General features: G+C 66.8%; 25 protein-coding genes. 14 read left to right on the top strand and 11 right to left on the bottom strand.

Annotation, left to right across the window (positions count from 1 at the left end):
• Positions 1-17 precede the first annotated feature (17 nt).
• Entirely contained in the window at positions 18-542 is a 525-nt protein-coding gene (locus ACI766_RS11670) for an RrF2 family transcriptional regulator (RefSeq protein WP_003090553.1), read from the top strand.
• Positions 543-712: 170 nt separating this feature from the next.
• Complete coding sequence (locus tag ACI766_RS11665) at positions 713-1213, top strand: acyl-CoA thioesterase (RefSeq protein WP_003090555.1); 501 nt, start codon at positions 713-715, stop codon at positions 1211-1213.
• A gap of 27 nt (positions 1214-1240) precedes the next feature.
• Here ACI766_RS11665 and ACI766_RS11660 read toward each other — a convergent pair whose 3' ends face one another.
• From ACI766_RS11660 to ACI766_RS11640, 5 genes are all read right to left on the bottom strand, one after another.
• Positions 1241-1567 carry a thioredoxin family protein gene (locus ACI766_RS11660; protein WP_009313971.1) on the bottom strand — a complete coding sequence of 109 codons (327 nt, stop codon included), beginning with the start codon at positions 1565-1567 and terminating at the stop codon, positions 1241-1243.
• Between the two features lie 80 nt (positions 1568-1647).
• Positions 1648-2751: a DUF1615 domain-containing protein gene (locus tag ACI766_RS11655; protein ID WP_023087234.1), complete on the bottom strand. Its 1104-nt coding sequence runs from the start codon at positions 2749-2751 to the stop codon at positions 1648-1650.
• A 113-nt stretch (positions 2752-2864) separates the two neighbouring features.
• Positions 2865-3758, bottom strand: a complete 894-nt coding sequence (locus ACI766_RS11650; RefSeq protein WP_003119473.1) for a helix-turn-helix domain-containing protein — start codon at positions 3756-3758, stop codon at positions 2865-2867.
• 169 nt (positions 3759-3927) lie between these two features.
• The gene (locus ACI766_RS11645; protein ID WP_003101509.1) at positions 3928-4209 is read right to left on the bottom strand and encodes a XapX domain-containing protein; all 282 of its coding nucleotides are present in this window, start codon (positions 4207-4209) and stop codon (positions 3928-3930) included.
• A gap of 56 nt (positions 4210-4265) precedes the next feature.
• Positions 4266-4946, bottom strand: a complete 681-nt coding sequence (locus ACI766_RS11640; protein ID WP_023087233.1) for a hydrolase — start codon at positions 4944-4946, stop codon at positions 4266-4268.
• Positions 4947-5553: 607 nt separating this feature from the next.
• Between ACI766_RS11640 and ACI766_RS11635 the strand changes: the two genes are divergently transcribed.
• The 6 genes from ACI766_RS11635 (at position 5554) to ACI766_RS11610 (ending at position 11490) form a co-directional block, all read left to right on the top strand.
• Positions 5554-7392 (top strand): amidohydrolase, encoded by a 1839-nt coding sequence (locus ACI766_RS11635; protein ID WP_003101513.1) that lies wholly within the window; start codon positions 5554-5556, stop codon positions 7390-7392.
• Positions 7393-7440: 48 nt separating this feature from the next.
• Positions 7441-8748, top strand: a complete 1308-nt coding sequence (locus tag ACI766_RS11630; protein WP_023087232.1) for an OprD family porin — start codon at positions 7441-7443, stop codon at positions 8746-8748.
• Between the two features lie 2 nt (positions 8749-8750).
• The gene (locus ACI766_RS11625; protein ID WP_023087231.1) at positions 8751-10340 is read left to right on the top strand and encodes an MFS transporter; all 1590 of its coding nucleotides are present in this window, start codon (positions 8751-8753) and stop codon (positions 10338-10340) included.
• 146 nt (positions 10341-10486) lie between these two features.
• The gene (tse2, locus tag ACI766_RS11620; protein ID WP_003119469.1) at positions 10487-10963 is read left to right on the top strand and encodes a type VI secretion system effector Tse2; all 477 of its coding nucleotides are present in this window, start codon (positions 10487-10489) and stop codon (positions 10961-10963) included.
• A 9-nt stretch (positions 10964-10972) separates the two neighbouring features.
• Positions 10973-11206 carry a type IV secretion system immunity protein Tsi2 gene (tsi2, locus tag ACI766_RS11615; RefSeq protein WP_003114383.1) on the top strand — a complete coding sequence of 78 codons (234 nt, stop codon included), beginning with the start codon at positions 10973-10975 and terminating at the stop codon, positions 11204-11206.
• A 155-nt stretch (positions 11207-11361) separates the two neighbouring features.
• Positions 11362-11490 (top strand): DUF6434 domain-containing protein, encoded by a 129-nt coding sequence (locus tag ACI766_RS11610; RefSeq protein WP_308706248.1) that lies wholly within the window; start codon positions 11362-11364, stop codon positions 11488-11490.
• An 8-nt stretch (positions 11491-11498) separates the two neighbouring features.
• On the opposite strand, the gene ACI766_RS11605 is transcribed toward ACI766_RS11610, so the two are convergent.
• The 5 genes from ACI766_RS11605 to ACI766_RS11585 all read right to left on the bottom strand — a co-directional run bounded on the left by ACI766_RS11605 (position 11499) and on the right by ACI766_RS11585 (position 16415).
• Positions 11499-12518: an AraC family transcriptional regulator gene (locus tag ACI766_RS11605; RefSeq protein ID WP_003101519.1), complete on the bottom strand. Its 1020-nt coding sequence runs from the start codon at positions 12516-12518 to the stop codon at positions 11499-11501.
• 113 nt (positions 12519-12631) lie between these two features.
• On the bottom strand, positions 12632-13813 hold the full coding sequence (locus ACI766_RS11600) for a vWA domain-containing protein (protein WP_087823974.1): 1182 nt from the start codon (positions 13811-13813) through the stop codon (positions 12632-12634).
• Positions 13814-13861: 48 nt separating this feature from the next.
• A complete protein-coding gene (locus ACI766_RS11595; protein ID WP_003101529.1) occupies positions 13862-14257 on the bottom strand; it encodes a GFA family protein in 396 nt (131 codons plus the stop codon).
• 64 nt (positions 14258-14321) lie between these two features.
• Positions 14322-15167 (bottom strand): AAA family ATPase, encoded by an 846-nt coding sequence (locus tag ACI766_RS11590; RefSeq protein ID WP_003090571.1) that lies wholly within the window; start codon positions 15165-15167, stop codon positions 14322-14324.
• Positions 15168-15329: 162 nt separating this feature from the next.
• Positions 15330-16415, bottom strand: a complete 1086-nt coding sequence (locus ACI766_RS11585) for a DUF748 domain-containing protein (RefSeq protein ID WP_003090572.1) — start codon at positions 16413-16415, stop codon at positions 15330-15332.
• Between the two features lie 120 nt (positions 16416-16535).
• Between ACI766_RS11585 and cysK the strand changes: the two genes are divergently transcribed.
• The 4 genes from cysK to ACI766_RS11565 all read left to right on the top strand — a co-directional run bounded on the left by cysK (position 16536) and on the right by ACI766_RS11565 (position 20756).
• Entirely contained in the window at positions 16536-17510 is a 975-nt protein-coding gene (gene cysK, locus ACI766_RS11580) for a cysteine synthase A (RefSeq protein WP_003090573.1), read from the top strand.
• Positions 17511-17568: 58 nt separating this feature from the next.
• Positions 17569-18183, top strand: a complete 615-nt coding sequence (locus ACI766_RS11575) for a LysE family translocator (RefSeq protein WP_003122576.1) — start codon at positions 17569-17571, stop codon at positions 18181-18183.
• A gap of 198 nt (positions 18184-18381) precedes the next feature.
• Positions 18382-19473 carry a polyamine ABC transporter substrate-binding protein gene (locus tag ACI766_RS11570; protein ID WP_003090575.1) on the top strand — a complete coding sequence of 364 codons (1092 nt, stop codon included), beginning with the start codon at positions 18382-18384 and terminating at the stop codon, positions 19471-19473.
• Positions 19474-19892: 419 nt separating this feature from the next.
• Complete coding sequence (locus ACI766_RS11565) at positions 19893-20756, top strand: DMT family transporter (protein WP_003119465.1); 864 nt, start codon at positions 19893-19895, stop codon at positions 20754-20756.
• Between the two features lie 47 nt (positions 20757-20803).
• Here ACI766_RS11565 and ACI766_RS11560 read toward each other — a convergent pair whose 3' ends face one another.
• Positions 20804-21283, bottom strand: a complete 480-nt coding sequence (locus tag ACI766_RS11560; protein ID WP_003090577.1) for a winged helix-turn-helix transcriptional regulator — start codon at positions 21281-21283, stop codon at positions 20804-20806.
• Between the two features lie 353 nt (positions 21284-21636).
• Here ACI766_RS11560 and ACI766_RS11555 point away from each other — a divergent pair, with 353 nt between their 5' ends.
• Together ACI766_RS11555 and fdxA are read left to right on the top strand one after the other, a co-directional pair.
• Positions 21637-23946 (top strand): molybdopterin oxidoreductase family protein, encoded by a 2310-nt coding sequence (locus ACI766_RS11555; RefSeq protein WP_031652646.1) that lies wholly within the window; start codon positions 21637-21639, stop codon positions 23944-23946.
• Positions 23947-23962: 16 nt separating this feature from the next.
• Positions 23963-24301, top strand: a complete 339-nt coding sequence (gene fdxA / locus ACI766_RS11550; RefSeq protein ID WP_003090580.1) for a ferredoxin FdxA — start codon at positions 23963-23965, stop codon at positions 24299-24301.
• The last annotated feature ends 8 nt before the right edge of the window (positions 24302-24309 follow it).

The following is a 24309-nucleotide window of genomic DNA, read 5'->3' as shown; positions in this document are numbered from 1 at the left end:
TTCTGTCGGAGTTAGTGATGGCTCTCTATAGCGCCGGCGTCGAATACGGCATCCACTGCCTGTTGTTCCTCGCCGACGAGAAAGGCGACAGCCGCGAGTCCAGCGTACGCACCCTCGCCGAGTTGCAGGGCGTGCCGCCGGAACTGCTGGCCAAGGTCTTCACCCGCCTGGCCAAGGCCGGCCTGGTGGCTGCCACCGAAGGCGTGCGCGGTGGCTTCCGCCTGGCACGGCCGGCCAACGAAATCAGCGTGCTCGACGTGGTCCGCGCCATCGACGGCGACAAATCGATCTTCGAATGCCGCGAGGTCCGCGAGCGCTGCGCGATCTTCGAAGGCAACCCGCCTTCCTGGGCGACCCGCAACACCTGCTCGATCCACGCGGTGATGCTCACCGCGCAGAAGCGCATGGAAGAAGCGCTGGCCCAGCAGACCATCCTCGACCTGGTACGCCGGGTGGGGCGTATCGCGCCACCGGAGTTCGGCGAAGAAGTGCTGCGCTGGATGGATGCCAGCCGGGAAGGACGCGGCGGCTCCCGCGACTAGCCCTTGGCGCATACGGAGCGGCGCCGCAAGCCCGTTTCGCGGAAAACACCATTGTCGACTGCGGTGCTAATCGCGCCGGCGTTTCTCCCTACCCTATCGCCAGAGGCCGCCGCAGAGCGGCCGCCGGCCCACTGCAATGGCCCGTGACCAACTTGCGTGATAGGTGAACGATGGAACCTGGCAGCTACCAACTGACCATGAGCGTGCTCATGACCCCCGACAAGGCGAACTTCTCCGGCAACGTCCACGGCGGCGCGCTGCTCAAGCTACTCGACGAAGTGGCCTTCGCCTGCGCCAAGCGCTACGCCGGACGCTACGTGGTGACCCTGTCGGTGGATCAGGTGATCTTCCGCGAGCCGATCCATGTCGGCGAACTGGTGACCTTCCTCGCCTCGGTGAACTACACCGGGCGCACTTCGATGGAGGTCGGGGTGAAGGTGATGACCGAGAACATCCACGAGCGCACCGTGCGCCATACCAACAGTTGCTTCTTCACCATGGTGGCGATGGACGACCAGCGCCGGCCGGTGGCGGTGCGTCCGCTGGAACCGGAGACCGCGATCGAGAAACGCCGCTACGCCCAGGCCCTGGCCCGGCGCGAGCAGCGCAAGCTGATGGAACTGCGCTACCAGGAGATCCGCGAACAGGTGGATCACGCGATGCCGGCCTGAACGCCGCCCGGCCCGCGGGCCGGGTCCTCAGCCCTCGCCGACCAGGCTCTCGAACGCTTCTTCCAGCACGCTGGCGCTGCCGGGGCGGACTACCCGCGCCACCTCCCGGCCGTCGCGAAGAAAGACGAAGGTCGGCCACAGCTTGACCTGGAACGAGCGCCCCAGGCGGCGCCCGGGACCGTCCTCGACCTTCAGGTGGCCGACCTCCGGATAGTCGTCGAATACTTCCGCCAGCAGCGGCTGGGCGGCCTGGCAATGGCCGCACCAGTCGGTACCGAACTCCACCAGCGTCGGACCGGCGAGCCGGTCCAGTTCGTCGCGCGCCGGTGCCTCGGCGCTGTATCGGGTCTTCATACGCTGCTTCTCCATGAGCTTGGCTGACAGGACGGCAGACTCCCGCGGCGGCGCCAGGTTCGACCCGCGCGACGATGGACTCAGCGTTTCCGCACGCGCGCCATGCAACGCTGGTAGCGTTCGTCGACGCGCTTGGCGAACCAGGCGGTGGTCAGCTTGCGGGTGATCTTCGGGCTCTCCAGGGCGATCCCCGGCAGCACGGCGCGGGGCAGCGTCTTGCCGATGGCGCTTTCGGCCAGGGCGAAGACCTTGCGGTACAGCGCGCTGTCGGCGAACTCCGGGCTGTCGCCCTGCTCCAGCGCCCGGCGGATCGCCGCGTCGCTCATGTCCAGGCGCTTGCCGAGGCTGCGCACGGCCAGTTCGGTGGAGCCCGGCGTGCGCGTACCGTAGCGGATCAGATCGCCATCCAGCGCCAGCGGAATCCCCGAGACGCGACTCACCGCATTCTGGAACGCGGCGTTGCGACTGGCATACCAGCCGGCGTTGAAGTCGGCGAAGCGGTACAGCGGCGCCGGGTAGTCCGCCGGATAGCCAAGCAGGTGGGCGATGCCGAAATACATGCCGCCGCGCCGGCTGAACACCTCGCGGCGGATGCTGCCGTCCAGCGGATAGGGATAGCCGTCCGCGTGCTGCTCGGCGAAAGCGATGCTGACCTGCATCGGCCCGCCGGTGTGTACCGGGTTGAAGCCGCCGAACAGCTTGCCGCCCATGGGCACGATGGCGATGAAATCGTCGAATGTCTCGCTCAGTTCCTTCTCCGTGCGCGCCGCGGCCAGGCGCTGGCTGTAGGTGCGGCCATCGGGCGACTTGATATTCAGCGCCGAGCTGACCAGGAACGCCGGCACGTGCAGCTTGCCGGCACGACGCTCGACCTCGCGGGTGGCGATCCTGCCCAGGCCGGCCACCGGCGGGTCGACCTGGTAGGTGGACTCCTGCTCGGTCACCGCCAGCACCGCACAGAGATTCTCGTCGCTGGGGTAGATCTGCTGGGCGGAAAAGGCCGCGTAGATATCGCTGGCCCACCCTTGGCGATCGCGCACCGTGGCCGGCATCAGGCGGACGATCTTCGCCCGTACTTCGTCGGGGTTGGGCGGCGGCGGCTCCGCCGACCGCGAACTGCACCCGGCCAGCGCCAGGAGCATGAGCAACCCCGTTACGCCGCGACCCTGGCGTACTGCTTTCATCTGCGATTCCCTGTTCCGTTGCGAAGTGGGCGGCCGATGGCGACCGCCGAAGCCAGGGCATTCTAGCCGAGCATCCGGCGGCTTCCGTACCGTCCGTCACGCACGGTCGCGGTTCACAGCGCTGCGTCGGTGCGCTGCCGCTTGACCCGACGCCAGGTCGAGGGCGAGGCGCCGGCCAGCCGGAGAAAGATCCGCGAGAAATGCGGCTGGTCGGAAAAGCCGCAGGCGACGCCGATCTGCGAAAGCGGTTCGTCGCTGCCCAGCATCAGCTCCTTGGCCCGGTCGACGCGCATGCGCATCAGCCATTCGTGGGGCGAAACACCGGTGCTGCACTTGAAGGCCTTGGTGAAATAGCTGCGCGAGAGCCCGCACTCCTCGGCCAGGCGCGCCACCGACACGCCCTCGGCCAGATGCCCGGCGATCAGCTCCTTGGCCCTGCGCAATTGCCAGGGCGCCAGGCCCTTGCCGGTGCAGACCGGGACCTGGGTCGAAGCGAAGCGATCCTGAACGTGGGTCAACAGCGCCAGCATGACCTGCTCGATGAACAGTTCGTTGCGCTCGCCCGCCCTGGCGAAGCTGGGCAGCAGCGCCAGCGCCAGGTGATAGACCACCGGATCGTCGACACCGATGATCCGCTCCGGCTCGGCGGACGCGCGTTGCCCTTCTTCGTAGAGAAACTCCTTTATCGAAGCGCGCGGCAACATGAAGCGGACATTGTCGTAAGTTGTCCGGTGCTGGCACTTTATTTCATCGCCAAGATAGGCGATGGAGATACTTTTCCGTGGATGTCCGCCATCGAAAACCAGTTTGTTTCCATTCCAGAGACGATGGGAATTGAAATCGCGCAACTGCACGATGACGGAAAACGAATCGGCACAAGGAATATGGATCACCTTGTCCGGATCGGGAGTCGCCTCACTATTGCGAATCAAGGCGTACCCCTCTCCCCTTATGATGTTCCCTGGCGTGGATTGGTCGCCCTTTGTTCTGTCTATGGCAACAGTCATGACTCCCCCTGATTCCATGCGCCTGATGATCTCGTGACACTTTTCTCTCGACGCGAAAAACGACGCACGAAAGCTCCCCCAGAGATTAATCCGAGGGAGCCGTTCCGGGGAAATCTAACCGACGAAGATAACTACCAGATTACTGCGCTGTTACTCGATGATATAACGCTCAACCCTTTTCCTTTTCCGACGGGCCAGCGGCCTGGTCGAGGCGATGCCGACCCGGTAGTTGCCCCAGCACATGGCCGACCGAACCCGCCTTGTCGCAGGCCGAGGCGAACGCGCAACCGCCGAGCAATTGCTTGCCGACCGGGATGACCTGCTCGCCGAGCAGGATGCCGAGCAACCCCACCAGCGCCACCAGCGGCGGAGCCGGCGAACGCACCTGCAGCAGGCTGTAGACGATCCCCACCAACAGTCCGGCGCCCAGCGACAATACGTAGAGCTTCATCTTCGTTCTCCTTCGCGGCCGTGCCGCCCGGCGGACCGGAGCGGCACGGCCGGCATTCACTTGGCCGGATTCGGGCCGATGCGTTCGCCGTGGGTCACCCGCTCGGGCGCCTTGTGCACCATGGTGTAGGCGTAGTCCACGCCCATGCCGTAGGCCCCGGAATGCTCCTTGGCGATGGCCATCACGGCGTCGTAGGTATCCCGGCAGGCCCAGTCGCGCTGCCACTCCAGCAGGACCTGCTGCCAGGTCACCGGTACCACGCCGGCCTGGACCATGCGGTCCATGGCGTACTTGTGGGCGTCGCTGGAGGTGCCGCCCGAGGCATCGGCCACCATGTAGATCTCGTAGCCGCCCTCGAGCATGGCGCAGAGGGCGAAGGTGGTGTTGCAGACCTCGGTCCACAGCCCGGCGACCACGACCTTCTTGCGGCCCGCGGCGGCCAGCGAGTCGCGCACGTTCTGGTCGTCCCAGGAGTTCATCGAGGTGCGTTCGAGGATCTTCTGTTCGGGGAACACCGCCAGCAGCTCCGGATAGGTCGGGCCGGAGAAGCTGTCGGTTTCCACCGTGGTGATGGTGACCGGGATGTCGAATACCTTCGCCGCCTTGGCCAGGCCCACTACGTTGTTCTTCAGCGTCTGGCGATCGATGGACTGTACGCCGAATGCCATCTGTGGCTGCTGGTCGATGAAGATGATCTGGCTGTTCTGCGGAGTTAGAACTTCGAGATAGTGGCTCATGATTGTTTCCTGACAACGAACGATGAATTCCAGCTGTTGCGCACAACAGCACGCGGGCCAACAGATAATTTCCCGTGGCCGGCCAGACTATGAAGCATGAATATTGGAAAAAACAAACTTTTCGAGAAAATAAATCACTGAACTGCGGCCCTGGATAAAGTTGAACGGCGATATTCAAAATATTCGACACATCCATACAAAAAGCGCACACAGAGACAATAAAAGAAGGATTACCAGCTAGCAGAATCGACAGTCCGCCCTATAAGAAAAAGCCCCCATGAAGTTCAGGACATGTCTCGCGCCTTACTTGCTATCGACCACCAGCAAGTTGCGCTTGCAGGAGGATGCGTCATTCGGGAAAACCGCTCTTTCGTCCCGTACGTTTTCCGCCGCACCTATCCTGTCCGGTGGCCTCTCTCGCCGCCGCCCTCGCTGACCGATTCCGCCCCGCTGCCAGGAGCACGCCATGAGCCACGATCCGCCGAGCAAGGACCGCCGCCATTTCCTCACTACCAGTTCGGTGCTGGGCGCCGCCGGAGTCCTGTGGTCCGCCCTGCCCTTCGCCAACGCCGCCAGCCTTTCTCCCGCAAGCAACCCAGGAGGTTCCATGACCGCCGACCTGATCCTGCACAACGGCCGTTTCCACACCGTGGACCGCGACAACCCCACCGCCACCGCCGTGGCGATCAAGGACGGCAAGTTCCTTGCCGTCGGCAACGACGCCGAGGCGATGCTCCATCGCGGCAGCGCCACCCAGGTGATCGACCTGCAGAAGCGCACCGTGATCCCCGGTCTCAACGACTCGCACCTGCACCTGATCCGCGGTGGCCTCAACTACAACCTGGAGCTGCGCTGGGAAGGCGTGCCCTCCCTGGCCGACGCCTTGCGCATGCTCAAGAACCAGGCCGAACGCACGCCCAGCCCCCAGTGGGTGCGGGTGGTCGGCGGCTGGAACGAGTTCCAGTTCGCCGAGAAGCGCATGCCGACCCTGGAGGAATTGAACAAGGCCGCGCCGGACACCCCGGTGTTCGTCCTCCACCTGTACGATCGCGCCCTGCTCAACCGCGCCGCCCTGCGCGTGGTCGGCTACACCAAGGACACGCCCAACCCGCCCGGCGGCGAGATCGTCCGCGACAGCAGCGGCGAACCCACCGGCATGCTGATCGCCCGGCCCAACGCGATGATTCTCTACGCCACCCTGGCCAAGGGACCGAAGCTGCCGCTGGAATACCAGGTCAACTCCACCCGCCAGTTCATGCGCGAACTCAACCGCCTCGGCCTGACCAGCGCGATCGACGCCGGCGGCGGCTTCCAGAACTACCCGGACGACTACCAGGTGATTCGCGAACTGGCCGACCAGGGCCAGCTCACCGTACGCATCGCCTACAACCTGTTCACCCAGAAACCGAAGGAAGAACTCGCCGACTTCAAGAACTGGACCGGCAGCGTCAAGTACGGCCAGGGCAGCGATTTCTTCCGCCATAACGGCGCCGGCGAGATGCTGGTGTTCTCCGCCGCCGACTTCGAGGACTTCCTCGAACCGCGCCCGGACCTGCCGCAGACCATGGAGCAGGAGCTGGAGCCTGTGGTCCGCCACCTGGTGGAGCAGCGCTGGCCGTTCCGCCTGCACGCCACCTACGACGAATCGATCTCGCGGATGCTCGACGTGTTCGAGAAGGTCGACCGCGACATTCCGTTCAACGGCCTGCCCTGGTTCTTCGACCACGCCGAGACCATCACCCCGCGCAACATCGAGCGGGTGCGGGCACTCGGCGGCGGCATCGCGATCCAGGACCGCATGGCCTTCCAGGGCGAGTACTTCGTCGACCGCTACGGTGCCAAGGCCGCCGAGGCCACGCCGCCGATCCAGCGCATGCTCGCCGAGGGCGTGCCGGTGGGTGCCGGCACCGACGCCACCCGGGTCTCCAGCTACAACCCCTGGACCTCGCTGTACTGGCTGGTCAGCGGCCGCACCGTCGGCGGCATGGCCCTGTATCCGCAGGGCCTGCCGCGGGAAACCGCGTTGCAGCTGTTCACCCACGGCAGCGCCTGGTTCTCCAGCGAGCAGGGCAAGAAAGGACAGATCAAGGTTGGCCAGCTCGCCGACCTGGCGGCGCTGTCGGCGGACTTCTTCGGCGTCGAGGAAGAGGCCATCAAGTGGATCGAGTCGGTGCTCACGGTGGTCGACGGCAAGGTCGTCTATGCCGCCGCCGAGTTCGACAAGCTCGGTCCGCCGGCGCCGCCGGTGCTGCCGGACTGGTCGCCGGTGGCCAAGGTACCCGGCCACTGGCGGCAAGGCGCGCCGCTGACCGCCCAGGTCCACCAGTGCGTCGGTGCCTGCGCGGTACACGCCCACGAGCACAACCGCGCGCGCCACTCCAACGTACCGGTGAGCGACTTCCAGGGTTTCTGGGGCGCATTCGGCTGTTCCTGCTTCGCTTTCTGACGTACCCGGGCGGGCCCTTCGCGGCCCGCCTAGCCCGGAGTTTTCCCGATGATCCGCGTTCGACCGGTCGGCCGCCTGGCCCTTTTCCTGGCGCTGGGCGGCACCTCGCCGTGCCACGCCGCGACAGAGGAAGCCAAGGCACCCGACTACCTGGAGTGGCGCCTGCTCAACCGCAACTACTTCCTCTACAACGACTATCGCCGCGCGGACGCCGGGCGCGGCTACCGCAAGGAATGGGCACACGGCCTGATCGTCGACCTGGAGTCGGCCTATACTCCCGGCCGCGTCGGTTTCGGCCTCGATCTCCAAGGCTTCGCCGGCTTCAAGCTCGACGGCGGACGTGGCCATGCCGGCACCGGCCTGTTGCCGCTGGACTCATCCGGCGATAACGCCAGCGAGTATTCCGACGCCGGCGCCGCACTCAAGCTGCGGCTCGGCGAGAGCCTGCTCAAGGTCGGCGAGATGACCGTCGAGACCCCGGTCTTCGATACCAGCGACAAGCGCCTGCAACCCCAGTACGCCAGGGGCTTCTTCCTGCAGAGCGACGACCTCGACCGCGTGCGGATCCAGGCCGGGCGCTTCACCGCCTTCAAGGAACAGGCCTCCAGCTCCGGCCATGGCGACTTCGACGGCTACGGCGCGAGCACCGCCGGCAGCGCCATCGGCTTCGCCGGCGCCAGCCTGGCGGCCAGCGACAACCTGAGCGGCTCGCTGTTCGCCGCGCAACTGGACAACGTCTGGCGCCAGGTCTATCTCAACATGAACCTGCAACGTGCCGCGTTCAGCCTGGATGGCAACCTCTATCGCACGCGCGACCAGGGCCGCAGCCGGGCCGGCGCGATCGACACCCTGGCCTACAGCCTGCAACTGAAGTACCGCGTCGGCGCGCAGGGTTTCTCCCTGGCCTACCAGCGTGTCCATGGGGATACGCCGTTCGACTTCGTCGGAGGTGACTCCATCTACCTCGCCAACTCGATCAAGTACGCCGATTTCAACGGTCCGGGCGAACGCTCCTGGCAGGCCCGCTACGACCTCGACCTGGCCCCGTTCGGCCTGCCGGGGCTGAGCTTCATGGCGCGTTACGTCAGCGGCCGCGCCATCGACGGCAGCCATGCGCCGGCCGGCGGCGCCTACAACCCGCTGGGCGCCGATGGCCGCTACCGGCCCTTGCAGGGCAGCGGCGGCAAGCACTGGGAGCGCGACCTCGACCTGCGCTACCTGTTCGCCTCGGGCCCGCTCAAGGACCTCTCGCTGAACGTCTCGCACCTCAGCCACCGGGCCAACGCGGCCCAGGCCGGCGACGACATCGACCGCCTCTACCTGATCGTCGAATACCCACTCAAAGGCTCGCTCTGACCATGACCGCACCCGCCGCCTCACCCTGGAGTCCCCTGCGCCAAGCCACCTTCCGCTGGCTATGGCTGGCCAGCATCGCCTCGAACATCGGCACCTGGATGCACGAGGTGGGCGCCGGCTGGCTGATGACCTCGCTCTCCGCCAGCCCGCTGAACGTGGCCCTGGTGCAGGTCGCCGGATCGCTGCCGATGTTCTTCCTGGCCCTGCCGGCCGGCGCCCTCGCCGATATCGTCGACAAGCGCCGCTACCTGCTCGGCGTGCAATTGTGGATGGCCTTGGTGGCCACCCTGCTGGCCAGCCTCACCCTGCTCCAGTTGACCAGCGTCTGGCTGCTGCTAGGCCTGACCCTGTGCATGGGCATCGGCACCGCGCTGATGATGCCGGCCTGGAGCGCCACCACTCCGGAACTGGTGGGCAAGGACGAACTGCCGGCGGCGGTGGCGCTGTCCAGTGTCGGGGTCAACCTGGCGCGGGCGGTCGGACCGGCCATCGCCGGGGTGCTGGTGAGCCTGGTCGGCCCCTGGCTGACCTTCGCCCTCAACGCCCTCTCCTTCTTCGCGGTGATCGCCGTGCTGCTGGCCTGGAAACGCGAGGCCGTGCCCTCGGTGCTGCCGGCGGAACGCCTGTTCGGCGCCCTGCGCGCCGGCTGGCGCTACAGCCGCAGCTCGAGGCCACTGCAATCGGTGCTGGTGCGCGCGGTGGCGTTCTTCCTCGGCGCCAGCGCCGGCATGTCGCTGCTGCCGCTGATCGTGCGCGGCGAACTGCATGGCAACGCCATGGACTTCGGCCTGCTGCTGGGCAGCGTCGGCGTCGGCGCGGTGCTCGGCGCCGCGTTCCTGCCGCGCCTGCGCGAACGCCTCGGCAGCGACCGCCTGGTGCTGCTCTCCAGCGTGCTCTACGCACTGGTGCTGGTGGCCCTGGCGCTGCTGCGCAACCTCTATTTGCTGGTGCCGGTGATGCTGCTCAGCGGCGCGGCATGGATCGCCGTGCTCTCCAGCCTGCAGGTCGCCGCGCAGACCTCCGTGCCGGCCTGGGTCCGCGCCCGCGCGCTGGCGGTCTACATCCTGGTGTTCTTCGGCAGCATGGCCGCCGGCGGCGCCCTGTGGGGTCTGGTCGCCAGCCACCTGTCGATCACCTTCGCCCTGCTCTGCGCCAGCGCCGCGCTGCTGCTCGGCCTGTTCGCGTCGCTGCGCTGCCGGCTGCCGGTCACCGAGGCCGAGGACCTCGCGCCGTCGCTGCACTGGCCGGCACCACTGGTCGACGAAGAGGTGGACCAGGAACGCGGCCCGGTGATGGTCACCCTTGAGTACGACATCGACCCGCAGGACGCCGCGGCATTCGAGGCGGCGATGGTCGAGGTGCGCGCCATGCGTCGGCGCAACGGCGCGGTGTCCTGGGGACTGGTCCAGGACAGCGGCAACCGTCGCCTGTGGCTGGAGTTCTTCATCGACGAATCCTGGCTGGAACACCTGCGCCACCACCAGCGGGTGACCCGCGGCGAGTTGCGGGTCGAGGCCGCCGCCCGGCGCTTCCAGAGCGCCGGCGTGGAGGTGCGCATCCGCCATTACCTGCACGGCGCGGCCAGGCCTTGAGCCTCCCGGGCGACGGTCGTCGCCTGCCCCTGGCGGATCCGCCCACGGCTGTTATCCTGCTCGCCGATGGCGCCACAAGGACGGTGGCCGGTAGCGATGCCGCGCACCCGCGGCGCCGCGAACGCAACCCACAGGGAAGTCCACGCATGTCCTACGACTACGAGAAAACCAGCCTCACCCTCTACCGGGCGGTATTCAAGGCCAACTACGACGGCGATGTCGGTCGCTACCTGCGTCCCGACAAGGAACTCGCCGAGGCTGCGGAAGTCGCCCCGCTGCTGCATCCGACCTTCGACAGCCCCAACACCCCTGGCGTCCCCGCCCGCGCGCCGGACATCGTCGCCGGCCGCGACGGCCTCTACGCCCCGGACACCGGCGGCACCTCGGTGTTCGACCGCGCCGGCGTGCTGCGCCGCGCCGACGGCGACTTCGTGATACCCGACGGCACCGACATCCCGCCGGACCTTAAGGTGAAGCAGGACAGCTACAACAAGCGCCTGCAAGCCACCCACTACACCATCATGCCGGCCAAGCCGATGTACCGGGAGGTCCTCATGGGCCAACTGGACAACTTCGTGCGCAACGCCATCCGCCGCCAATGGGAAAAAGCCCGCGGGCTCTAGGAGTGAACCATGAACCTGAAACCCCAGACCCTGATGGTGGCGATCCAGTGCGTCGCCGCGCGCACCCGCGAACTCGACGCGCAGTTGCAGAACGACGACCCGCAGAACGCCGCTGAACTCGAACAGTTGCTGGTCGGCTACGACCTCGCCGCCGACGACCTGAAGAACGCCTACGAGCAAGCCCTGGGCCAATACAGCGGCCTGCCGCCCTATGACCGGCTGATCGAAGAGCCGGCATCCTGACGGCCCGTGGGCAGGCCATCGTTGGCCTGCCCGCTCCAGCGCGCGCAGAGAAACGACAGATGGTCTTCGGCTGGCACGGCGACACCATCACCCGCGACACCGCAGTGTGCCGCGACTAGCGCAACGCCCAGGACGTACGGCGCTTCCTCGTCGGGCTGTGCGGCGCCGACTTCCGCTTCGATCGTGCCTTCATGGCCTGGATTGGCGACGGCGCGGCAAAATCCCTGAGTGAGGTGGCGAACGAACGGCGACGGCGCCACGCCGACACCAGCCCCTCCGCCTGAGCGAGCGCTCAGGCGCGGAAATGGCTCGGCGGCTGGCCGCTCCAGCGCTGGAAGGCATGGCGCAGGCTGGCGGTCTCGCTGAAGCCGAGTTCCTCGGCGATCCGGTAGATCGGCATGTCGCCGCTCTGCAACAACTCCTTGGCGCGGGCGAAGCGCAACTCGTCGAGCAATTGCTGGTAGCTGGTGCGCTGCTGCTGAAGGTGCCGGCGCAGGCTGCGCGACGAACAGTTCAGGCGCCTGGCCAGTTCCTCCAGGCCGGGCGGGTCCTGCAAGCGCTCGGCGAGGATCGCCCGGACCTTGTCCAGCCAGGCACGACGCGCGGCCAGGTCGATGTTCTGCCGCCGGCACTGTTCCAGCATCTCCCGGTGGGTCACCGGGTCGGCCAGCGGCAACGGGCGCTCCAGCCATTCGGCGGCGAAGCCGATGGCGCTGCGCTCGCGTTCGAAGTGCAACTCGCAGGCGAAACCCTCGGCGTAGGCCCGCGCCATCGCCTCGTCGCCGGCATAGTCGAAGGCCGCTTCCAGCAAGGGCAGCGGCTGGCCGAGCAGGTCGGCGCAGGTGACCTTCAGCGAGCCCAGGCAAAGCTCGGTGTTGAATGGCCGCAGCGCCTCGTCCTCGCCGTAGCCGGTGGCCACCAGCCAGGCGCGGCCGTCGGCGACTTCCAGCGACAGGTGGAAGTAGGTGCCGAGCAAGACCGGATAGCTGAGGCCGATGCGCAGCGCCTCGCCGAGGGTCGGCGCGGAGAGCAGCGCGTAGCCGAGCAGGCCGTAGGCGGAAATCCGCGTGCGCAGTCCCAGGCGCAGGCCGAGGGCAGGCTCGTCGCTGAGCCGGCAGGCGTTGGCGAACACCTGCTGCTCCTGCCAGGGGCTGATCAGGCGCCGCAGGTCGAGCAGGTCGGCGGGGGTGATGCCACTGCCTTCGAGCAGTTGCTCGCGGGCGAACCCTTCCTTCTCCAGCAGCGAGAGAGTGAGGGTCGACATGTGCAGCGAGTTGAGCCAGGTGGCGCGGGAGAAGGTCGAGTCGATCATGGCGTGCCCATCGTTACCGGTGGCCGCGCCGCGCTGTTACCGCGCGGACGGGATACACAGGGTAGGCAAGTTGCGTGCCGCCGCGCCTGTCGCCGGTCCCGCAGGCAGTTGGCTCAACCGCGCGAGAGGAAGCGCATGCCCTCCTCCAGGCCGCTCAGGGTCAACGGATACATCTGTTCCTTGACCAGTTCGCGGACCAGGCCGGTGGACGCCGTGTAGTTCCAGGTGTCCTTCGGATAGGGGTTGATCCAGACGAGCTTCTTGTACTTCTCCATGAAGCGCTGCATCCAGACGTAACCGGCTTCCTCGTTCCAGTGCTCGACGCTGCCGCCGGCCTGGGTGATTTCGTAGGGCGCCATCGCCGCGTCGCCGACGAACACCACCTTGTAGTCCGGACCGTACTTGTGCAGCAGGTCGAAGGTGGCGGTGCGTTCGCTGCTGCGGCGCAGGTTGTTCTTCCACACCGACTCGTAGATGAAGTTGTGGAAGTAGAAATACTCCAGGTGCTTGAACTCGGTCTTGCAGGCCGAGAACAGCTCCTCGCAGACCTTGACGTGGGCGTCCATCGAGCCGCCGATGTCCAGCAGCAGCAACAGCTTCACCGTGTTGCGCCGCTCCGGGCGCATCTGGATGTTGAGCAGCCCGGCGTCCTTCGCGGTGTGGTCGATGGTGCCGTCGATGTCCAGCTCCTCCGCCGCGCCCTCACGGGCGAACTTGCGCAGGCGCCGCAGGGCGATCTTGATGTTGCGCGTACCCAGTTCGACCTGGTCGTCGAGGTTCTTGTATTCGCGCTGGTCCCAGACCTTGGCCGCCTTGCCCTGGCGCTTGCCGGCGTCGCCGACGCGGATGCCCTCCGGGTTGAAACCGCCGGAGCCGAACGGACTGGTACCGCCGGTACCGATCCACTTGTTACCGCCGGCATGGCGCTCCTTCTGTTCCTCGAGGCGTTTCTTGAACTCCTCGATCAGCTTGTCCAGGCCGCCGAGGGACTGGATCTGCGCCTTTTCCTCGTCGGTCAGCAGGCGCTCGAACTCCTTGCGCAGCCATTCCTCGGGGATCAGCGCCTTGAGGTGGTCGTCGAGCTTCTCCAGGCCCTTGAAGTAGGCGCCGAAGGCCCGGTCGAACTTGTCGAAGTGGCGCTCGTCCTTGACCATGATGGTGCGCGCGAGGTAGTAGAACTCGCCCATGTCGGCGAACACCACGCGGTGCTTCAGGGCATCGATCAGGTCGAGCAGCTCGCGCACCGACACCGGCACCTTGGCTGCGCGCATTTCGTTGAACAGGTTGAGCAGCATGGCTGCGACCTCGTCTGTTGTCCGTTGATCCCGGCGCGCGAGCGCCGGTCAGTATTGGTGTTCTTGCGGCAGGTCGTCGGCGATGACGTACCAGTCGGCTTTCGAACCCACGTAGATGTGCCGCTGCGCTACCGATGGCAGCGGCGAGTCGAGGGTGCCGAGGGCGATAGAGGTGTACGTCGGGTCCTCGTTGCCGCCAAGCCACTGCAGGTTCGATCCGCAGTGGCGGCAGAAGGTACGGGTGACGCCTGGCGACGAGTGGTATTCGGCCACCGCGTCCGCTCCGGCGACATAGCGGAACGCCTCGCGGCGCACCTTGCCGTAGGTGGCGAACGCCGCGCCGTGGGCCTTGCGGCACTGGCTGCAATGACAATGACTGGCCGACTCGATGGGCGCGTCGATTTCATAGCTTACCGCGCCGCACAGGCAACTTCCGCTGAGCATGGGATGTTCCTCCGCTGTCTGGCGTGCCGCCCCGCAGCCCTTTCCCCGGAAAGGGCCGACGCACTCAGCGGCTGGCGCGGCGGCTCATGAACGCCAGGCGCTCGAGAAGCTGCACGTCCTGCTCGTTCTTCACCAGGGCGCCGGCCAGCGGCGGGATCGCCTTGGTCGGGTCGCGTTCGCGCAGCACCGCTTCGCCGATCTCGTCGGCCATCAGCAGCTTCAGCCAGTCGACCAGCTCGGAAGTCGAAGGTTTCTTTTTCAGGCCGGGCACCTTGCGCACGTCGAAGAAGATGTCCAGCGCCTCGCTGACCAGCGACTGCTTGATGTTCGGGTAGTGCACGTCGACGATCTTCTGCAACGTCTCGCGGTCGGGGAAGGCGATGTAATGGAAGAAGCAGCGGCGCAGGAAGGCGTCGGGCAGTTCCTTCTCGTTGTTCGAGGTGATGATGATGATCGGGCGCTGCTTCGCCTTGATGGTTTCGTTGGTCTCGTAGACGTAGAACTCCATCTTGTCGAGTTCCTGCAGCAGGTCGTTGGGGAACTCGATGTCGGCCTTGTCGATCTCGTCGATCAGCAGGATCACCCGCTCCTCGGCCTCGAAGGCCTCCCAGAGCTTGCCCTTCTTGATGTAGTTGCGCACGTCGTGGACCTTGTCCACGCCCAGCTGCGAATCGCGCAGGCGGCTTACCGCATCGTACTCGTAGAGGCCCTGGTGGGCCTTGGTGGTGGACTTGATGTGCCAGGTGATCAGCTTGGCGCCGAAGGACTCGGCCAGCTGCTCGGCGAGCATGGTCTTGCCGGTGCCCGGTTCGCCCTTCACCAGCAGCGGCCGCTGCAGGGTGATGGCGGCGTTGACCGCGAGCTTGAGGTCGTCGGTGGCGACGTAGGACTGGGTGCCTTCGAACTTCATCAGGAAATCCTCGAACGGTAACGCCCTGGCTGGAAAACCGGGCAGTTCAGTATTGTTTGAAAACCCGACTATAACGCGGGGACAAGCGCACTGTGAACGCAGACGGGTCATTCAGTCACTGAATGCCCGGCCACCTCGCGACCCGCCGTTCCGCCCGCGTCTTCAGCCGTCGTCGTCGCGCGTCGCCGGGGAACGCTCGAAACGAGCGTTGAACGCCTCGACGAACGCGTTGCGGAGAATCCCGAGGAACGCCTGGAACGCGCTGACGTCCCGCTGGTGGATATTACCGCTCAGGCTCACACGGGTTGCGAACTGGTCTTTGCGCTGGTTCTTCAGCACCGTCTCGCCACCGCCGACCAGCGCCTCCCACACCGAGCGGAACAGGTTCTTGTCGCCATCCTCCACGTCCTGCCGCCAGTTGAATACGTCCACGTCGCGCAGCAGCGGCTTGATGTAGCCATCCAGCTGACCGCGCTTAGCCTGGGCCTCCAGCACCAGGTCGCCGGTGCCGGCATTGAAGTCGAACTTGCCATAGGCGCTGGCGAAGTCGTTGAGCCGCTTCAGCTCGACGCGGGTGACCCGCAGGCGCAGGTCGAAGTCCTCGAAGTCGCTCAGCGGGTCGAAATGCGCCGCCACTTCCAGCGGCGCCTGGCCGAGTATCCGCGCCGTGCCTTCGAGACGCGCCGGCCGCTCGCCCCGGGCGTCGGCCACGTTGGTCAGGTTATAGATGCTGGCGTTGAGCGCCGAGGCGTGCAGGTTCACCGGCGGCTTCGAAGTGAAGTTGCGGAAACGCAGGGTGCCGTCCACCACCCGCACCTCGTTGAGGGTGATCGGCAGCAGCTTGTCCAGTTGCTCGCGCCAGTCGGTGCCGGCACCGGTCTGCGAGGCGTCGCGGTCGCCGCCGGCATCGACGAAGTTGAGCTGCGGACGCTCGAAGACCACCCGCGCCACTACTGCGTGATCATCCCAGAGCGCCTGCCAGCTCACCGACAGGTCGATGCTCGGCGCGTCGAGGAACGGCACCGGCACCTTGCCGTTGTCCTTGACGATGCTCAGCCCGTCGATCCGATACGCGCCGCGCCAGAGCGCCAGGTCGACGTCGGCGATGTGCCCACGGTAGTCGCCCATGTCGGCCAGCTTGCCGTTCAGGTAGTCGCGCACCAGGTACGGCAGCGCCAGGTGCAGCGCCAGCAACAACAGAAGCAGCGCCGCCAGGCTGCCCAGGGGAATGGCATAGCGTTTCTTCATCGGTACGGCCCTCCTGGACAGTGGACACGCGCGGCGCGCCGCTGGTTCGAACGCGTCTGGACGCGCGGGCGGGGGCGGAATAGGCTGATTGATCTTTCTCCATGCGACAAGGACACCATCATGAGCCGCATCTTCGCAGACAACGCGCAGTCCATCGGCAACACGCCGCTGGTCCAGATCAACCGCATCGCCCCGCGCGGCGTCACCATCCTGGCCAAGATCGAAGGGCGCAACCCCGGCTATTCGGTGAAGTGCCGGATCGGCGCGAACATGATCTGGGATGCCGAAGCCAGCGGCAGACTGAAGTCCGGCATGACCCTGGTCGAGCCGACCTCCGGCAACACCGGCATCGGCCTCGCCTTCGTCGCCGCCGCACGCGGCTACAAACTGATCCTGACCATGCCGGCGTCGATGAGCCTGGAGCGACGCAAGGTGCTCAAGGCGCTGGGCGCGGAGCTGGTCCTGACCGAACCGGCGAAGGGCATGAAGGGTGCGATCCAGAAGGCCGAGGAACTGGTCGCGGGGGATCCCGGGAAGTACTTCATGCCGCAGCAGTTCGACAACCCGGCCAACCCGGCGATCCATGAGAAGACCACCGGCCCGGAGATCTGGAACGATACCGAGGGCGCGGTGGACGTGCTGGTCTCCGGGGTCGGCACCGGCGGCACCCTCACCGGCGTCTCGCGCTACATCAAGAACACCCGGGGCAAGCCGATCCTCGCCGTGGCGGTGGAGCCGGTGACCTCGCCGGTGATCAGCCAGACCCTCGCCGGCGAGGAGGTCAAGCCCGCCCCGCACAAGATCCAGGGCATCGGCGCCGGCTTCGTGCCGAAGAACCTCGACCTGTCGCTGGTCGACCGGGTCGAGAAGATCGGCGACGACGAAGCGAAGAACATGGCGCTGCGCCTGATGCAGGAAGAAGGCATCCTCTGCGGCATCTCCTCCGGCGCGGCGATGGCCGCCGCGGTGCGCCTGGCCGAGGAGCCGAACATGCAGGGCAAGACCATCGTGGTGATCCTCCCCGATTCCGGCGAGCGCTATCTTTCGAGCATGCTCTTCGACGGCCTGTTCAGCGAACAGGAACTGACCCAGTAACCACCGACCCGCGGCGCCGCAGCGAACCGGCGCCGCCTTGCGCCAGGCGTATCGAATCATGCTGGAAACCTCGCTCTTCGTAGCCACCCTCGCCACCCTGGGCATGCTCTCGCCCGGCCCGGACTTCTTCCTGATCATCCGCAACGCGGCGCGCTACCAGCGCTCGGCGGCGATGATGACCTCGCTGGGGGTGATCCTCGGCGTGGCCACCCACATGGCCTACTGCGTCGCCGGCCTGGCGGTGCTGATCACCACCACGCCGTGGCTGTTCAACGCGCTGAAGTACACCGGCGCGGTCTACCTGATCTGGATCGGCATCCAGGCCCTGCGCTCGCGCGGCGGCGGCACGCTCGACCTGGCGGTCGGCGGCGTGCAGCGCATCGGCCACTGGAGCGCGTTCCTCCAGGGCTACCTGTGCAACCTGCTCAACCCCAAGGCCACGCTGTTCTTCCTCGCCGTGTTCACCCAGGTGCTGAGCCTGGACTCCAGCTTCGCCGAGAAGCTCTGGTACGCCGGCATCATCGTCGGCCTCGCCGCACTCTGGTGGCCGCTGCTGGTGGTGCTGATCCAGAGCGCGGTGGTGCGCCGCGGCCTGGCCAGGGCCCAGGGGGTGGTGGACAAGCTGCTCGGCGGCCTGCTGATCGCCCTCGGGGTCAAGGTCGCCCTGAGTTGAGGCAGGCGGGCGGAGCGACGCCCCGCTGCAGTGCCGGCGCCTGTCTGCGGGCCCGCAGGTAAAAGCCGCCCCTTTCCTCGCTTCCGGCAACGCGGGATAAAACCCGGGTGCCGGCCAGCGTTGCCGGCGCCCCCTGAGCGCCGGCGGCGAACCAGTCCGTCGCCGACGCTGTCGTCAGCCGACAGGACACCTACAACAATGAAGACCCGCATCGCTTCCCTCACCCTCCTCGCCCTCGCTTGCGGCAGCGGCGCAACCCTCGCCGCGGACAACCTGAAGATCTACAACTGGTCCGAATACATCGCTCCCGAAACCGTGGCGAACTTCGCCAAGGAAACCGGCATCCAGGCCACCTACGACGTCTACGACAGCAACGAGACCCTCGACGGCAAGCTGATGACCGGCCAATCCGGCTACGACGTGGTATTCCCGTCGAACCACTTCATGGCCAAGCAGATCCAGGCCGGCGCCCTGAAGAAGCTGGACAAGTCCCAGCTGCCCAACTGGAAGAACCTCAACCCGGTGCTGCTCAAGGCCCTGGAGGTCAACGATCCGGGCAACCAGTACGGCTTCCCCTACCTCTGGGGCACCACCGGCATCGGCTACAACCCGGCGAAGATCAAGGCGGTGCTCGGCGACGACGCGCCGCTGGACTCCTGGGATATCTTCTTCAAGCCCGAATACATGCAGAAACTGAGCAAGTGCGGGGTGGCGGTGCTGGACAACGGCCCCGAGCTGCTGCCCATCACCCTCAACTACCTCGGCCTGCCACACCACAGCCAGAAGGCCGACGACTACAAGCAGGCCCAGGCGGCGCTGCTGAAGGTGCGCCCGTACATCCGCTACTTCCACTCCTCGAAGTACGTCAGCGACCTGGCCAACGGCGAGATCTGCATGGTGGTCGGTTTCTCCGGCGACATCCTGCAGGCCGCGACCCGCGCCAAGGAGGCCAACAACGGCGTGGAAGTGCGCTACTCGACGCCGAAGGAAGGCTCGCCGCTGTGGTTCGACATGGTCTCGATGCCGGTCGACGCGCCCGACGAGAAGGCCGGCTACGCCTTCATGAACTACCTGCTGCGTCCCGAGGTGATGGCCGCGATCAGCAACCATGTGCACTACGCCAACGGCAACCTGGCCGCCGACCCACTGGTGGACGCCGAGATCAAGGCCGACCCGGCGATCTACCCGCCGCAGGAGAAGATGGCCAAGCTGTTCGCCCTCGAGTCCATGCCGCAGAAGATCGACCGCGTGCGCACGCGCACCTGGAACACGGTGAAGACCGGCAAGTGAAGCCCGGCGCCGGCCCGGTTTGTCGCCGGGCTGGCGTTTTAGCGCAAGGCTCGCCCACAGGCTCGTCAAATCCCGGACGGCCCGCTATAGTCCCTCTCGTTGTCTTCATCGACCGGATAGCCTCCATGAACCAGCGCTCGCACAGCTCGCTCCCCGCCCTTCCGGTAGCCACCGGCGAGGTCGGCGCGCTCCAGCCGTGCGCCAGCCTGGGCTGCGTTTCCCCTCCTGTAGTCGCCTCGCCTCCGCCTCCCCCTCCCGGTTCGGCCGCCTGCCCGCCGCCGGGCGTCAGTCCCTGACGAGCGCGGTAGCGCCCCAACTCTCTTCCACAGCCCGCCGCAAGCAGCGCCATCCGCTGCCGAGGCGTGCCGTCCGCCGCCGGCCCGAGCCCGCGGCATGCCCGACTACAAGGTGGCAGATCCATGTTTGCACTGAACAAATCCGCGCTAGCCGGCCTGGCCAGCACCAGCCTCTTCGTCCTGCTCTGGAGCAGCGGGGCCATCGCCTCGAAATGGGGCCTGGCGCACTCCTCGCCGTTCGCCTTCCTGGTGTTCCGCTTCGGCATCGCCCTGGCCTGCCTGCTGCCGCTCGCCCCGCTGCTCAGGCTGCGCGCGCCGCGCAGCGCGCGTGAGCGCGGCAAGGCCCTGCTCACCGGCCTGGTGATGCTGGGGATCTATCCGATCTTCTATATCTTCTCGCTGAAGCTGCAGGTCACTCCCGGCATGATGGCGACCATCCTCGGCGTGCAACCGATCCTCACCGCCGTCATCCTCGAACGCCGGCAGTCGCCGGCGCGCCTGTTCGGCCTGCTGCTGGGCCTGGCCGGCCTGGTGCTGGTGGTCTACCAGGGCATCGGCCTGGCCGGGATGTCCACGGCCGGCATCCTCTGCGCACTGCTGGCGCTGGCCGGCGTCACCGGCGGCTCGATCATGCAGAAGGGCATCCGCGAGAACCCGCTGGGCACCCTGCCCCTGCAGTACCTCGCCGGCCTCGGCCTGTGCCTGGCGTTCGTGCCCTTCCAGCCGTTCGAGTTCGAATGGAACGCCGGCTTCCTGGTCCCCGCGCTATGGATGGGCGTCGTGGTCTCGGTGGGCGCGACCCTGCTGCTCTACCGGCTGATCGCCCAGGGCAACCTGGTCAACGTCACCAGCCTGTTCTACCTGGTGCCGGCGGTGACCGCGATCATGGACTTCATGGTCTTCGGCAACCGCCTCGGCTGGCTCAGCCTGCTGGGCATGGGGCTGATCGTGGTGGGGCTGATGTTCGTCTTCCGCAAGGCCGGCTGAGCGAACCGAGCGGGTCGCGGCCCGCCCTTGGCAGAGCGCGCGCGGATTCAGTTCTGCGCGAGCTTGCCAGCCATCGCCGCGAACCCCGGCCCCGGCACCGCCGTCACATCGCGCGACCCCACCGGCTCGCCGCACTCCGGGCAGACCATGGTCGGCCGGAACTTGTGGCCACAGGCCTTGTGCACATACTCCACCGGAGCGCCGCGGCCCTCGTCGAGCCAGCGGTCGCCCCAATTGGCCAGGGCCAGCAGCACCGGATGCAGGTCGTGGCCCATCTCGGTGAGGCGGTATTCGTAGCGCGGCGGTCGCTCCTGGTAAGGCACCTTCTTCAGCGCGCCCGCCTCCACCAGCCGGCTCAGGCGGTCGGCCAGTACCTGGCGGGTGACCCCGAGGCTGGCCTGGAACTCATCGAAGCGGCGCATGCCGAGAAAGCAGTTGCGCAGGATCAGCAGCGTCCAGCGATCGCCGAGGATCGCCAGGCTGCGCGCCATCGAACAGGGCGTTTCGCCGACTTCTTGCCATTTCATGGGGTTCTCCCGGAAAAACCTCCGTCCATTCTAGGGGGCCGCTTCGGAGCTTGACCAGTTCCAAATTGGAACTTAGTATCCGGCCGAAAAGGTCATGGACCCGGCGCGCTCCTGCCAGGATCGGACAAACCAGCACTACGGACGGGTCCCATGTCAGCGCCCGCGTAATAAGTTCCGATTCGGAACTGTAGAAGCGTCGAGCATGAGAGGGAAAGGCCGATACGACGGGGTTCCGTGTGCCGCCCGCGCGTCGTCCTTGCAGCACAGCGTCAGGCAGTCCCGAAAGAACGAAGCCCGCACGGCTGGGGTGCGCCCCAGGTTGCGCCGGCAACGACAACAACGAGGAACACACCGTGACTACGCCGTCCCCGCAATGGAAGAAGACCGCCTGTATCCTCTGCAGCCTCAACTGCGGGCTGGAAGTGCAGACCGAGAATGGCCGCATCAGCAAGATCCGCGGCGATGACGACCACCCCGCCTCGCAGGGCTACGTCTGCGAGAAATCGCAGCGCATGGACTACTACCAGAACGGCGCCGACCGCCTGGACACGCCGATGCGTCGGCGCCCCGATGGCAGCTACGAAGCCATCGACTGGGACACGGCGATCCGCGAGGTGGCGGAGAAATTCCTCGCCATCAAGCGCAGGCATGGCGGCGAAAGCATCCTCTACTACGGCGGCGGCGCGCAGGGCAACCACCTCGGCGGCGCCTACGGCGACAGCACGCTGAAGGCCCTCGGGGTGAAGTACCGCTCCAACGCCCTGGCCCAGGAAAAGACCGGCGAGTTCTGGGTCCAGGGCAAGATGTTCGGTACCGGCGTGCACGGCGACTTCGAGCATTGCGAGGTGGCCATCCTGATCGGCAAGAATCCCTGGCAATCCCATGGTTTCGCCCGCGCCCGCGTGCTGCTCAACGCCATGGCCAAGGACCCCGCACGCTCGATCATCGTGATCGACCCGCGCCTGAGCGAAACCGCCGCCCTGGCCGACTTCCACCTGCAGATCCGTCCGGGCACCGACGCCTGGTGCCTGGCGGCGCTGGTCGGGATCATCGTCCAGGACGGGCTGCTGGCGCGCGACTGGCTGGCCGAACACACCAGCGGCTACGAGCACATCGTCGACGAACTGAACGCCATCCCGGTGGCCTACTGCGCCGAGACCTGCGGGGTGGCGGAAGACAAGCTGCGCGCCGCCGCCCGGCGGATCGCCAGCGCCAGCAGCGTATCGGCGCTGGAAGACCTGGGCATGCAGATGAACCTGCACTCGACCCTCGGCAGCTACCTGCAACGCCTGGTCTGGTTGCTCACCGGCCATTACGGGCGCCCCGGCACCAGCAACGCCTTCGTGCCCTTCCTCTCGCTGTCCAAGGCGAGCAAGGGCGATACCTCGATGGGCAAGAAGGGCGCGCCACGCGTCGAGAAGCGCAGCCCGGTGGCCAATGCCAAGATCATCATCGGCCTGATTCCCTGCAACGTGATTCCAGAGGAAATCCTCACCGACCATCCCAAGCGCTATCGCGCCATGCTGGTGGAGACCGGCAACCCGCTGCATTCGCTGGCCGATAGCCAGCGCATGCGCGAAGCCATGCGCGCCCTGGAGTTGTCGGTGGTGATCGACGTGGCCATGACCGAGACCGCGCGCCACGCCGACTACGTGCTGCCGGCGGCGAGCCAGTTCGAAAAGGCCGAGGCGACCTTCTTCAACCTGGAATTCCCGCGCAACGCCTTCCACCTGCGCGCGCCGCTGTTCCCGGCGCGCCCCGGCACCCTGCCGGAAGCGGAGATCCACGCCCGCCTGCTGGAAGCCATGGGCGTGCTCGGCGAGAAAGACTACCGGCCGTTGCGCCTGGCCCTGAAGCTCGGGCGCAAGGCATTCTCGGCGGCCTTCCTCGCCGCCGCGGCGACCCGCCCCAAGGTCATGAAATACGCGCCGGTCCTGCTCTACCGTACCCTCGGCCCGACCCTGCCCGCCGGCATGGAAGCGGCCGCGGCGATCTGGGGCATCTGCCAACTGCACGTGCTGAACAACCGCAAGACCGCTGCCCGCGCCGGCTTCGACGGGTTGCCGCCGCTGGCCGCCGACCACCTGTTCCAGGCCATGCTCGACAACCCGTCCGGGGTGGTCTTCGCCGAAACCACCTACGCCGAAAGCTGGCAGGCCGTCGCCCGTCCCGAACAGCGGATCAACCTGCACATCCCCGAACTGTTGCCGGAACTGGCCAAGCTCGCCCACAGCGCGCCACCCCACGATCCGGCCTACCCGTTCATCCTCGCCGCCGGCGAGCGGCGCAGCGACACCAGCAATACCGCCGTGCGCGACACCGGCTGGCACCGCCGCGGGCGCTACGGCACCCTGCGCATCAGCCCGCAGGACGCCGAGGCGCTGGGCTGCGCCGACGGCGAGGTGCTGCGCGTGGTGACCCGCCGCGGCGACGTCGAGGCGGAAGTGGAGATCAGCGACATGATGCAACCGGGCAATATCTCCCTGCCCAACGGCCAGGGCCTGGACTACCGCAACGCCGAGGGCGAGGTGGTGCGCCGGGGCGTGGCGCCCAACGAGGTGACCGACTGCACCCAGCGCGACTTCCTCGCCGGCACGCCCTGGCACAAGTACGTGCCGGCGCGCCTGGAACGGCTGGCGACGCCCGCCGCTACGAACGCCTGAGCCAGGGAGGACGATCATGACCTTCGTCGTGCTGGAAGAATGCATCCGCTGCAAACACACCGACTGCGTGGAAGTCTGTCCCGTGGACTGCTTCTACGAAGGCCCCAACTTCCTCGTCATCCACCCCGATGAATGCATCGACTGCGCGCTCTGCGAGCCGGAATGCCCGGTCGCCGCGATTCGCGCCGAGGACGAGGTGCCGCTCGGGCAACGGCAGTTCATCGCCCTCAATGGCGAACTCGCCGCGCATCCCAACTGGACGCAGATCACCCGCAAGAAGCCGGCGCCCGACGACCACGACGCCTGGTTCGGCCTGCCGGGCAAGCTGGCCGAACTCGACCGCAACGGCGCCTGAGGCGCTGA

Source organism: Pseudomonas sp. DL, from assembly GCF_047199225.1.
Taxonomy (GTDB): Bacteria; Pseudomonadota; Gammaproteobacteria; order Pseudomonadales; family Pseudomonadaceae; genus Pseudomonas; species Pseudomonas aeruginosa.
Note: the sequence above shows the minus strand (reverse complement) of the source record. Positions and strands in the feature narration are given on the sequence as shown.

What these genes read in the sequence shown, in the direction of transcription:
- ACI766_RS11670 (WP_003090553.1), top strand. Translation starts at nt 18, where the DNA reads ATGGCTCTCTATAGCGCCGGCGTCGAATACGGCATCCACTGCCTGTTG.
- ACI766_RS11665 (WP_003090555.1), top strand. Translation starts at nt 713, where the DNA reads ATGGAACCTGGCAGCTACCAACTGACCATGAGCGTGCTCATGACCCCC.
- ACI766_RS11660 (WP_009313971.1), bottom strand. Translation starts at nt 1,567, where the DNA reads ATGAAGACCCGATACAGCGCCGAGGCACCGGCGCGCGACGAACTGGAC.
- ACI766_RS11655 (WP_023087234.1), bottom strand. Translation starts at nt 2,751, where the DNA reads ATGAAAGCAGTACGCCAGGGTCGCGGCGTAACGGGGTTGCTCATGCTC.
- ACI766_RS11650 (WP_003119473.1), bottom strand. Translation starts at nt 3,758, where the DNA reads ATGACTGTTGCCATAGACAGAACAAAGGGCGACCAATCCACGCCAGGG.
- ACI766_RS11645 (WP_003101509.1), bottom strand. Translation starts at nt 4,209, where the DNA reads ATGAAGCTCTACGTATTGTCGCTGGGCGCCGGACTGTTGGTGGGGATC.
- ACI766_RS11640 (WP_023087233.1), bottom strand. Translation starts at nt 4,946, where the DNA reads ATGAGCCACTATCTCGAAGTTCTAACTCCGCAGAACAGCCAGATCATC.
- ACI766_RS11635 (WP_003101513.1), top strand. Translation starts at nt 5,554, where the DNA reads ATGACCGCCGACCTGATCCTGCACAACGGCCGTTTCCACACCGTGGAC.
- ACI766_RS11630 (WP_023087232.1), top strand. Translation starts at nt 7,441, where the DNA reads ATGATCCGCGTTCGACCGGTCGGCCGCCTGGCCCTTTTCCTGGCGCTG.
- ACI766_RS11625 (WP_023087231.1), top strand. Translation starts at nt 8,751, where the DNA reads ATGACCGCACCCGCCGCCTCACCCTGGAGTCCCCTGCGCCAAGCCACC.
- tse2 (WP_003119469.1), top strand. Translation starts at nt 10,487, where the DNA reads ATGTCCTACGACTACGAGAAAACCAGCCTCACCCTCTACCGGGCGGTA.
- tsi2 (WP_003114383.1), top strand. Translation starts at nt 10,973, where the DNA reads ATGAACCTGAAACCCCAGACCCTGATGGTGGCGATCCAGTGCGTCGCC.
- ACI766_RS11605 (WP_003101519.1), bottom strand. Translation starts at nt 12,518, where the DNA reads ATGATCGACTCGACCTTCTCCCGCGCCACCTGGCTCAACTCGCTGCAC.
- ACI766_RS11600 (WP_087823974.1), bottom strand. Translation starts at nt 13,813, where the DNA reads ATGCTGCTCAACCTGTTCAACGAAATGCGCGCAGCCAAGGTGCCGGTG.
- ACI766_RS11595 (WP_003101529.1), bottom strand. Translation starts at nt 14,257, where the DNA reads ATGCTCAGCGGAAGTTGCCTGTGCGGCGCGGTAAGCTATGAAATCGAC.
- ACI766_RS11590 (WP_003090571.1), bottom strand. Translation starts at nt 15,167, where the DNA reads ATGAAGTTCGAAGGCACCCAGTCCTACGTCGCCACCGACGACCTCAAG.
- ACI766_RS11585 (WP_003090572.1), bottom strand. Translation starts at nt 16,415, where the DNA reads ATGAAGAAACGCTATGCCATTCCCCTGGGCAGCCTGGCGGCGCTGCTT.
- cysK (WP_003090573.1), top strand. Translation starts at nt 16,536, where the DNA reads ATGAGCCGCATCTTCGCAGACAACGCGCAGTCCATCGGCAACACGCCG.
- ACI766_RS11575 (WP_003122576.1), top strand. Translation starts at nt 17,569, where the DNA reads ATGCTGGAAACCTCGCTCTTCGTAGCCACCCTCGCCACCCTGGGCATG.
- ACI766_RS11570 (WP_003090575.1), top strand. Translation starts at nt 18,382, where the DNA reads ATGAAGACCCGCATCGCTTCCCTCACCCTCCTCGCCCTCGCTTGCGGC.
- ACI766_RS11565 (WP_003119465.1), top strand. Translation starts at nt 19,893, where the DNA reads ATGTTTGCACTGAACAAATCCGCGCTAGCCGGCCTGGCCAGCACCAGC.
- ACI766_RS11560 (WP_003090577.1), bottom strand. Translation starts at nt 21,283, where the DNA reads ATGAAATGGCAAGAAGTCGGCGAAACGCCCTGTTCGATGGCGCGCAGC.
- fdxA (WP_003090580.1), top strand. Translation starts at nt 23,963, where the DNA reads ATGACCTTCGTCGTGCTGGAAGAATGCATCCGCTGCAAACACACCGAC.